Source organism: Schnuerera sp. (assembly GCF_035459645.1).
In the GTDB taxonomy this organism is placed as follows: domain Bacteria; phylum Bacillota; class Clostridia; order Tissierellales; family Tepidimicrobiaceae; genus Schnuerera.
This window is the reverse complement of sequence record NZ_DATHXO010000339.1, coordinates 1-8,911: the sequence shown is the minus strand read 5'-3', so window position 1 is coordinate 8,911 and position 8,911 is coordinate 1. Positions and strand designations below refer to the sequence as shown.

Sequence of the window (8,911 nt, the reverse complement as noted above, 5' to 3'; positions counted from 1 at the left end):
TTTAATACTATTGATGTATTCATGAATTATGGTTCATATTATATGAATGATTAATATAGATATGGGAATATTATTACCAACATATTTATCTATATATAATCTAGGAGGAAAGTCATGAAGAAATCAAAAAAAGATCATTTTAGAAATAAATTGTATGAAGAAAAAATAAAGATATTGAACATTATAGGCAAAATGAAAAATTCAGAGGAGTTTGGCTCTATGGATGAATACTATACTGAATTGTCTTCTTATGATAATCATCCTGCGGATTTGGGAACTGAAATGTTTGTTATGGAACAAGACAAAGGTTTAATTGATAAACTGAATAACACATTGAATGAAATAGAGGAATCAATTGAAGAGATAGAAAAAGATAATTTTGGCTTGTGTAAATCTTGTGGAAATAAAATCGATGAAAAAAGGTTAAATCTAATTCCCTATTTAAAACTTTGTGTTGATTGTTCTAATGAAAAAATACCTTTAGATAAAAAAAGGCAGTTTAGACCGGAAGAAGAAGACAGCATTAGCCCTTTTAGTAAAAATCATAGAGAAGGAAATGAGTTTGATAGGGAGGATAGCTATCAAGAAGTGGCTAGGTATAATAAAATAGAAAATGATCCTTCCTTTGGTACTGGTGATGAGATAGGAGTCTATGATGAGGAAAATAGTGGTGTAGTCGAGGAAGTGGAAAAGATTTCTCAAGAATATTATGATGAATCAAATGATTAGATGGATAAGATTATCTAAAGACTTTCATGAAATGTTTTCATTGAAAGTCTTTGCTTTTTTTAAAAAACAATAATATATAAACCTATGTTGTATTTAAACTGATTATGATTTAAAATAATATTATAATTGAATAATATAAGGAGGAAAAAATTTTGCTATATCTTATTGCGATAACAATTGTAATATTAGATCAAGTAAGTAAGTTTGCAGCTATAAAATATTTGAAGGGACATAGTCCATATATTATAGTAGAAAATTTATTTCAACTATGTTATGTAGAAAATTATGGGGCTGCTTTTGGCATACTACAAAATAGAAAGATTTTTTTTGTTATAGTTACTTTTATAGTTATAATATCTATAGTTTTTTTTCTTGTTCGATATAATCATAGTATAAACAAACCTTTGAAAATAGGATTAGTCATGTTATTAGCTGGAGCTATTGGTAATTTAATTGACAGGATTAGATTTGGATACGTAGTAGACTTTATTAGTTTTAAGCTTGCTGGAAGTTATGACTTTCCTGTATTCAATGTGGCAGATATTTTTATTGTAGCTGGGACTTTATTAATTATGACTTTGATTATGTTTAATAAACATGAATATTAAGGAGAATAAAATGGAATTAGTGGAATTTTATGTAGATGATAAAGATAATAAAAGACTGGATTCCTATGTTACAAATAAGCTAGATAATATTTCAAGGAACTATGTACAGAAATTGATTAAGGAAGGATTAATTCTTGTAAATGGTAATATTAGTAAGGCAAGATATTTAGTAAAAAGGGGAGATTTTATACAGATACAATTACCTCCCCCAAAAGAAAAGAAACCAATTCCAGAAAATTTACCATTAAATATTGTATATGAAGACGAAGATATTGTAATAGTAAATAAACCCGAGGGTATGGTAGTTCACCCTGCTAAAGGCAATGGCTCAGGTACTTTAGTAAATGCTCTCTTATACCATATTGATAAATTATCTTTTCTAAATGACAGTATTCGTCCAGGAATAGTACATAGGTTAGATAAAGATACTTCTGGATTATTAGTAATTGCAAAAAATAATTATGCTCATAATTCAATTGTGCAACAATTAAAAAAAAGAAGTGTCAAAAGAGTATATAGAGCTTTAGTTTATGGTAGAATGGAACTAGATGAAGGAACTATTAATGCTCCTATAGGTCGAAATCCTATTTATAGAAAGACGATGACAGTTAAAAATGAAAAAGGAAAAGAAGCTATAACACATTTTAAAGTTTTAGAAAAATTCCATGAATATACTTTGATAGAAGCTTTTTTGGAAACTGGTAGGACTCATCAAATTAGAGTTCACATGGCATATATTGATCATCCAATTGTTGGAGATTTAGTATATTGTAAAAGAAAAAATGAATTTAATTTAGAAACACAACTTTTACATGCAATGAAATTAGGGTTTATACATCCTAGAACTGGTAATTATATGGAGTTTGAATCAGAATATCCTGAAGATTTTAAGAGAGTTTTGAAATTATTAAGAGAAAGGAATAGGTAGGTGGTAATATTGGAAACAAAAGCTATTATTTTAGATGAAAAGGCTATACAAAGAGCAACTACTAGAATTGCTAACGAAATTATAGAACGTAATAAAGGAATTGAAGATATTATTTTAGTTGGGATTAAAACTAGGGGTGTACCTTTTGCTGAAAGACTGGCTAAAAAAATAGAAGAAATAGAAGAGGAAAAAATAGAAGTTTTAACTTTAGATATTACATTATATAGAGATGATTTAACAGAAAGATATAGTGAACCGGTAGTAAGGGATAAAAAGCTAAATTATAATATAAACGATAAAACCATCGTTTTAGTAGATGATGTAATATTTACAGGGAGGACTGTTAGAGCTGCTTTAGATGCTTTAGTAGATATTGGTAGGCCTAGAAAAGTGCAATTAGCTGTTTTAGTAGATAGAGGCCATAGAGAGCTGCCGATAAGAGCTGACTATGTAGGAAAAAACCTTCCTACTGCTAGGAGTGAGGTAGTAAATGTTTATTTAAATGAAATAGATGGGTTAGACAAAGTAGTAATAAAATCAAAAAGATAGAGAATTAATTCTCTATCTTTTTGATTTTATTAATTTTATTCTTATCTGGAGTTACAAAAATTGTATTAAAATTTTCATAAATTACCATTCCAGTTTTAGCATTTTTAGGTTTTTTAACATCTTTTTTTTCAGTATAATCAACGGGTACATTAGTAGAGTTTTTACCCTTGCTATAATAGGCAGCTAATAGAGCTGCTTCCTCTAAAGTTTTTTCAGGGACAATTTGGTTTTCACTCCTAATTATCACATGGCTACCAGGCATTTTTTGAACATGGAACCATAAATCTTCTTTGCGAGCAGTCTTTAAAGTTAAAAAATCATTCTGTTTATTATTTTTCCCAATAAAAATATGAAATCCATCTGATGAAATATAATGGTGAGGCTTAGAAGCAGTTTGCTTCTTTTGTTTTTTCTTCCCTTTACTTTTTAGATATCCCTCTTTAATCAGTTCCTCTTTAATTTCTTCTAACTCTATGACTTCGGTACAATGCTCTATACTGTTTAATACATTTTCTAGATATTCTATTTCTTCTTGAGTTTCTGGAATTTGTTTAAGAAGCAATAAATTAGCATTTTTTAGTTTTGAATATCTTTTATAATATCTTTGAGCATTTTCAGCAGGTGAATATTTCTTATTTAATGGGACAATTATTTTATCCATATATTCTGAATAAAAGTTTTCTAGTTCCACCTTTTCTAATCCTTTATCTATTCTATATAGATTGGCGGATATTAAATCAGCATATATTTTATATTTTTCTCTATTTTGACTGTCTAACAATTCTTGTTTCTGTTTAGCTAGTTTATTTAAGGAACGTTCTAATTTAATTTGTACTGATTTTCTTAAAGATTGTCCTTTTTGATATACTCTATCTAATGTATCATTTTTTATATAATAATCATCAAGGACTTTGCTAATAGAGTCTAAATATATTTTATCATGGCCAAATTGTTGTATGTCCAGAGTATAAAAAGCTTTATAATTGCCTCCAAAATCATTTTTTATTAATATAGGTTTATAATTTTCTTCCCTTATACTATTGACTATTTTCATAAATATAAAAAATATCTCTTCTTTTTCTTTAGCAATTAAACTAGCTATAGGTCTATCTATATCAATATTAGCTTGAAAACATATTTCTTTACTAACTAGAGGTCCTAGTCCTATATAGTTTGAATAAAAAAATTTATAGATTTGTTTCTTTCCATTTTCCTGGTCTATTAGATGTAAAAACTGTTCTTCATTTAATTCCAAAGGATTTATTTTATTGTTCTGATGTGGATGATTATATTCTATACCAGGTAGAACCTGTCTAACTCTACTCATATCTGGAGTAACTCTTTTAATAGAATCTATGATTTTAAAAGTATTTTTATCTATCAAAATTATATTGCTATATTTACCCATTATTTCTACTATCAGTCTTTTTTCTGTGGCATTGCCTAGTTCATCTATTGAAGAAATATCTATAAAAATAATTCTATCCATATAAAATTGTTCAATGTTTAAAATTATTCCTCCTGATAGATGTTTTCTTAATAACATACAAAACATAGGTGGAGAGGATGGATTTGATTTAATATAGTTAGTAAGATGGATTCTGGGGTTGTTGCTACTTGCTGATATTAATAACTTTCTATTTTTACCTTTATTATATATATTAATCAATATTTCATCTTTTTCATGTTGATAAATTTTATCTACTCTTCCACCTAAAATAGTACTATTTAATTCATTGACTATAGCTCTTGTAACTATTCCATCTAAAGACATTTGAATTCCTCCCCAAATAAATAATAACACTATTATATCATTTTAAAAAGGATAAACAAACTAAAGGAATTTTTTAAAAATATATTAAGAATTTGTAATAAACTATGGATTCTTTTATTATTAAATATTATAATCTCTATTTATACTATAAATAATGTTTTTAATTCCATTGACAATATAATATAAGTTGATATTATTATTCATGAAGGAGAAAGGATGAAGTCAATGATAAAGAGTATGACAGGTTTTGGTAGAGGCGAAAGTACTAATGGAATACATAATTTTAGTTTAGAGATTAAAACTGTAAATCATAGATATAATGATATTGTGTTGAAAATACCTAAACATTTAAATTATTTAGAAGAGAAAATTAAAAAAAGAATTAAGAATAGCATTAATAGAGGAAGGGTAGAAGTATATATAAATTTAGAATATATTAGTAAGTCCTCTATTGATGTAAAGGTTGATATGTTATTGGCTAAAGCATATAAAACAGGTGTAGAGACAATAAAAAAACAATTAGATATTAAAGATGAGGTAAAGCTAGCCCATATATTGTCTTTTCCTGAAATTATAACAACAGAAAGAAAAGAAATGGATGAGGATATTACTTGGGATTGTTTGAAAACTGCTTTAGATATGGCTCTAGAAAAGGTTATTAACATGAGAAAAGAAGAAGGAAATATTCTCAAAAAAGATATGGAATCTCAGATTGTAAAGATTGAAAAAATGATGGGAGAGATTGAAATAAGATCCCCTTTGGTAGTAGAAGAATACAAGGAAAAATTAAAGAATAGGATTGAAGAGTTGTTAGATGAGGATTATAATTTGGATGAGGAAAGGCTGAATAATGAAATAGCTTTTTTTGCTGATAGATCTGACATTAACGAAGAGATAGTTAGAGTTAATAGTCATATTAGACAATTTATAAAGACTTTGGAAGAAATAGAACCTGTTGGTAGAAAGCTAGATTTTATTATTCAAGAAATGAACAGAGAGGTCAATACTATAGGTTCAAAAGCCAATGATTTGGTTATAGGCAATTATGTAATAGATATAAAAAGTGAGTTGGAAAAAATAAGAGAGCAGGCTCAAAATGTAGAATAATACTAAAGGAGGTAATGATATGGGCATTAAATTAATAAATATTGGTTTTGGCAATATAGTATCTGCTAATAGGATTATTGCTATTGTTAGTCCGGAGTCAGCACCTATAAAAAGGATGATACAAGATGCTAGGGATCAAGGGATACTGATTGATGCAACTTATGGTAGAAGAACAAGGGCAGTAATTATATCTGATAGTGATCATATTATTCTTTCAGCTGTGCAACCAGAAACTGTTGCTCAAAGACTGAATAATAAATCAAATGAAAAAATAGATTTAGATTAGGAGTGGGAGGTATATGTCAAAAGGTTTTCTATTGGTAATATCTGGGCCTTCAGGTTGTGGCAAGGGTACCTTGTGTAAAAAGATTTTGGAGAGAAACGAAAAATTAATTTTTTCCGTATCTGCTACTACTAGAATGCCTAGAAGGGGAGAAACAAACGGAATTAATTATTTTTTTATAAATAAAGAAAGATTCTCTAATATGATCGAGGAAAAAGAATTCTTAGAATATGCTAATGTACATGGGAATCTATATGGAACTCCAAAACAATTTGTTTTAGAACAAGTTGAAAAAGGAGAAATAGTTATACTAGAAATAGATGTACAAGGAGCTCTACAAGTTAAAGAAGCTTATCCAGAAGCGGTATTTGTTTTTCTACTTCCACCTTCTATGAGTGAACTAAAAAATAGAATAAAGAAGAGAGGAACAGAATCTGAGAAAGATATTGATATTAGACTTAAGAATGCTTTTGAAGAACTAAAATTTATTGATGAATATGATTATATAGTAATCAATGATGAGTTAATCGAAGCAGTAGAAAAAACTGAAGCAATAATTATTGCTGAAAAGCTAAAAGTGAGAAGGTTAAAAAATATTTTAGAAAAAATTATTGATTAAGGAGGTTTATCATGTTTAATCCATCAATAAATGAACTATCAAATATTGCTGATAGTAGGTATACTCTGGTTATGTTGGCAGCTAAACGATCTAGACAATTAGTTGAGGGTGCTAAACCATTGATTGAAACATCGTCAACAAAACCTGTAAGTATTGCTATTGAGGAAATAATTGAAGGAAAGCTTAAATATAAAAGACCAGAAATAAAAGGTATTAAGTAGGTGAAGGGATGCTTAAAGATAAAAATATCATTGTGGGTGTCACAGCTGGGATTGCTGCATATAAGGCAGTGGATATAGTAAGTAAATTGAAAAAACAAAATGCTAATGTGGAAGTAATTATGACTAAAAATGCTACAAAGTTTGTTTCACCTTTAACTTTTCAAACATTAGCATTAAATCCAGTATATGTAGATATGTTTAAAGAACCTAGAAACTTCGACGTGGAGCATATTTCATTAGCTGAAAAAGCAGATGCTTTTCTGATCGCTCCAGCTACAGCAAATATAATAGGCAAAATTGCCAATGGAATTGGAGATGATATGCTTACTACTACCATTATGGCAACAAAATCTAAAGTCGTATTTGCTCCAGCTATGAATACCAATATGTATTTAAATCCAATTGTACAGAAAAATATAGATTATTTGAAAGAGTTAGGTTATGAATTTATCAAACCAGGAGTAGGTATGTTAGCATGCCAAACTTATGGTCCGGGCAGAATGGCAGAGCCAATGGATATTGTCGAATATATGATAAATAATTTTTATAATAAGGATTTAATTGGACAAAAAATTATAGTTACAGCTGGTCCTACAATAGAGCCATTGGATCCAGTAAGATATGTTACTAATCATTCTAGCGGTAAAATGGGATATAAAATAGCTAAAGAGGCAGAAAAAAGAGGTGCAGAAGTTGTATTGATAACAGGTCCTACAAATTTGGATCCTCCTATGGGAGTTAAAGTAATACGAGTAGAGACTACTAGGGAGATGTTTAATGCTGTAGAGGAAGAATTTAACCAATGTCAAGTCTTAATTAAAGCTGCAGCTCCTTTGGATTATAGACCGGAAATAGTCAGTGATGTAAAGATAAAGAAAAAAGACGGAGATAAGGATGAACTAAATATTAAATATATTAGAAATCCAGATATTGTTGCTCATTTTGGGAAAAGTAAAAAAGAACAGATAGTCGTAGGATTTGCTGCTGAAACAAATAACCTTATTGAACATGCAAAAGCAAAATTGATAAATAAAAATTTGGATTTTATAGTAGCTAATGATATTTCTAAGGATGGTGCAGGTTTTAAAACAGATACTAATCTAGTTACTATTATTGATAGTAATGGTAAAACTAAGGCTTATCCTATATTGGATAAATCGGAAGTGGCTAAAATTATAATAGATAAGATTAAAGATTTAATAAACATTAAAAGCTAGATGACAATCATTGTCTAGCTTTTAATGTTTAATCAATATAAGGGAATGATTTTATGATCGAAAAATATGCTCAAGTAATTATAGATAACAAAGCTTCAAGTACTGACAAACCTTATACCTATTTGATTGAACCAGAGATGGTGGAATCTATTGAAGAGGGTATGAGAGTATTGGTACCTTTTGGCAGAGGCAACAGGGTAATTAAAGGAATCGTTATAAATATCCATAATGATTATGAAAAAAATTATAAATTAAAAAAAATAATAGATATTATTGATGATAAACCACTTATTTCTAAGAATATGATAGATTTAAGTTTATGGATGTCTAAAGAGTACTTATCTCCCTATATGGATGCTTTTCAAACTGTACTACCTCCTGGAGATTTTAAAGAAGTTAAAACCAATATTTTTTTAAAGGATGTAGAACCAAAAAATTATGATAATTTAAATCCATTAGAGAAAGATATAGTTAAATTAATTAAAGATGAAGAAGGACAAATTGAATTAGAGGTTTTAAAAAAACTAATTCATAACAAAATATCAAATAAAAACATTAGAAATTTAGAAGAAAAAGGAATAATTGAAACTGTTTTAAATGTTCAAACTTCTATTGAAAAAAAATATCAAAAGTATGCAATTATTAAAGATAAATCTATTTCTTATGAAGATATGATAAGTATTATAGGCAAAAGAAGCTATAAACAGTTAGAAATTGCAAAATATTTATGGACTATTGATGATATATCCGTAAAAGATTTAATGAGCAAAACCAATAGTTCTCTATCCACTGTTAAATCTTTAGAAAAAAAAGGTGTAATTGAAATTTTTAATAAGGAGATATATAGAACTCCAATTAGAGATGATATCATGCCTT

At 28.1% G+C, this 8,911-nt stretch carries 11 protein-coding genes; 10 read left to right on the top strand and 1 reads right to left on the bottom strand.

Features of this window, described 5'->3' with window-relative positions:
• Positions 1–114 precede the first annotated feature (114 nt).
• The 4 genes from VK998_RS07935 to pyrR all read left to right on the top strand — a co-directional run bounded on the left by VK998_RS07935 (position 115) and on the right by pyrR (position 2,814).
• Positions 115–729 (top strand): TraR/DksA C4-type zinc finger protein, encoded by a 615-nt coding sequence (locus VK998_RS07935; protein ID WP_325227421.1) that lies wholly within the window; start codon positions 115–117, stop codon positions 727–729.
• A 152-nt stretch (positions 730–881) separates the two neighbouring features.
• Entirely contained in the window at positions 882–1,337 is a 456-nt protein-coding gene (gene lspA / locus VK998_RS07930; RefSeq protein WP_325227419.1) for a signal peptidase II, read from the top strand.
• A 10-nt stretch (positions 1,338–1,347) separates the two neighbouring features.
• Positions 1,348–2,265 (top strand): RluA family pseudouridine synthase, encoded by a 918-nt coding sequence (locus VK998_RS07925; protein ID WP_325227417.1) that lies wholly within the window; start codon positions 1,348–1,350, stop codon positions 2,263–2,265.
• Complete coding sequence (pyrR, locus tag VK998_RS07920) at positions 2,266–2,814, top strand: bifunctional pyr operon transcriptional regulator/uracil phosphoribosyltransferase PyrR (RefSeq protein WP_325227415.1); 549 nt, start codon at positions 2,266–2,268, stop codon at positions 2,812–2,814.
• Between the two features lie 4 nt (positions 2,815–2,818).
• On the opposite strand, the gene VK998_RS07915 is transcribed toward pyrR, so the two are convergent.
• On the bottom strand, positions 2,819–4,588 hold the full coding sequence (locus VK998_RS07915; RefSeq protein ID WP_325227413.1) for an Rqc2 family fibronectin-binding protein: 1,770 nt from the start codon (positions 4,586–4,588) through the stop codon (positions 2,819–2,821).
• Positions 4,589–4,813: 225 nt separating this feature from the next.
• Here VK998_RS07915 and VK998_RS07910 point away from each other — a divergent pair, with 225 nt between their 5' ends.
• From VK998_RS07910 to VK998_RS07885, 6 genes are all read left to right on the top strand, one after another.
• Positions 4,814–5,695 carry a YicC/YloC family endoribonuclease gene (locus VK998_RS07910; RefSeq protein WP_325227410.1) on the top strand — a complete coding sequence of 294 codons (882 nt, stop codon included), beginning with the start codon at positions 4,814–4,816 and terminating at the stop codon, positions 5,693–5,695.
• A gap of 19 nt (positions 5,696–5,714) precedes the next feature.
• A complete protein-coding gene (gene remA / locus VK998_RS07905; protein ID WP_325227408.1) occupies positions 5,715–5,981 on the top strand; it encodes an extracellular matrix/biofilm regulator RemA in 267 nt (88 codons plus the stop codon).
• Between the two features lie 13 nt (positions 5,982–5,994).
• Positions 5,995–6,597 carry a guanylate kinase gene (gene gmk, locus VK998_RS07900; protein ID WP_325227406.1) on the top strand — a complete coding sequence of 201 codons (603 nt, stop codon included), beginning with the start codon at positions 5,995–5,997 and terminating at the stop codon, positions 6,595–6,597.
• Between the two features lie 11 nt (positions 6,598–6,608).
• Positions 6,609–6,818, top strand: coding sequence for a DNA-directed RNA polymerase subunit omega (gene rpoZ, locus VK998_RS07895; RefSeq protein ID WP_325227404.1), 210 nt, complete (start codon positions 6,609–6,611; stop codon positions 6,816–6,818).
• Positions 6,819–6,826: 8 nt separating this feature from the next.
• A complete protein-coding gene (gene coaBC / locus VK998_RS07890; RefSeq protein WP_325227401.1) occupies positions 6,827–8,035 on the top strand; it encodes a bifunctional phosphopantothenoylcysteine decarboxylase/phosphopantothenate--cysteine ligase CoaBC in 1,209 nt (402 codons plus the stop codon).
• A gap of 53 nt (positions 8,036–8,088) precedes the next feature.
• The coding region (locus tag VK998_RS07885; protein WP_475513931.1) for a primosomal protein N' family DNA-binding protein at positions 8,089–8,911 on the top strand (823 nt) is incomplete at its 3' end.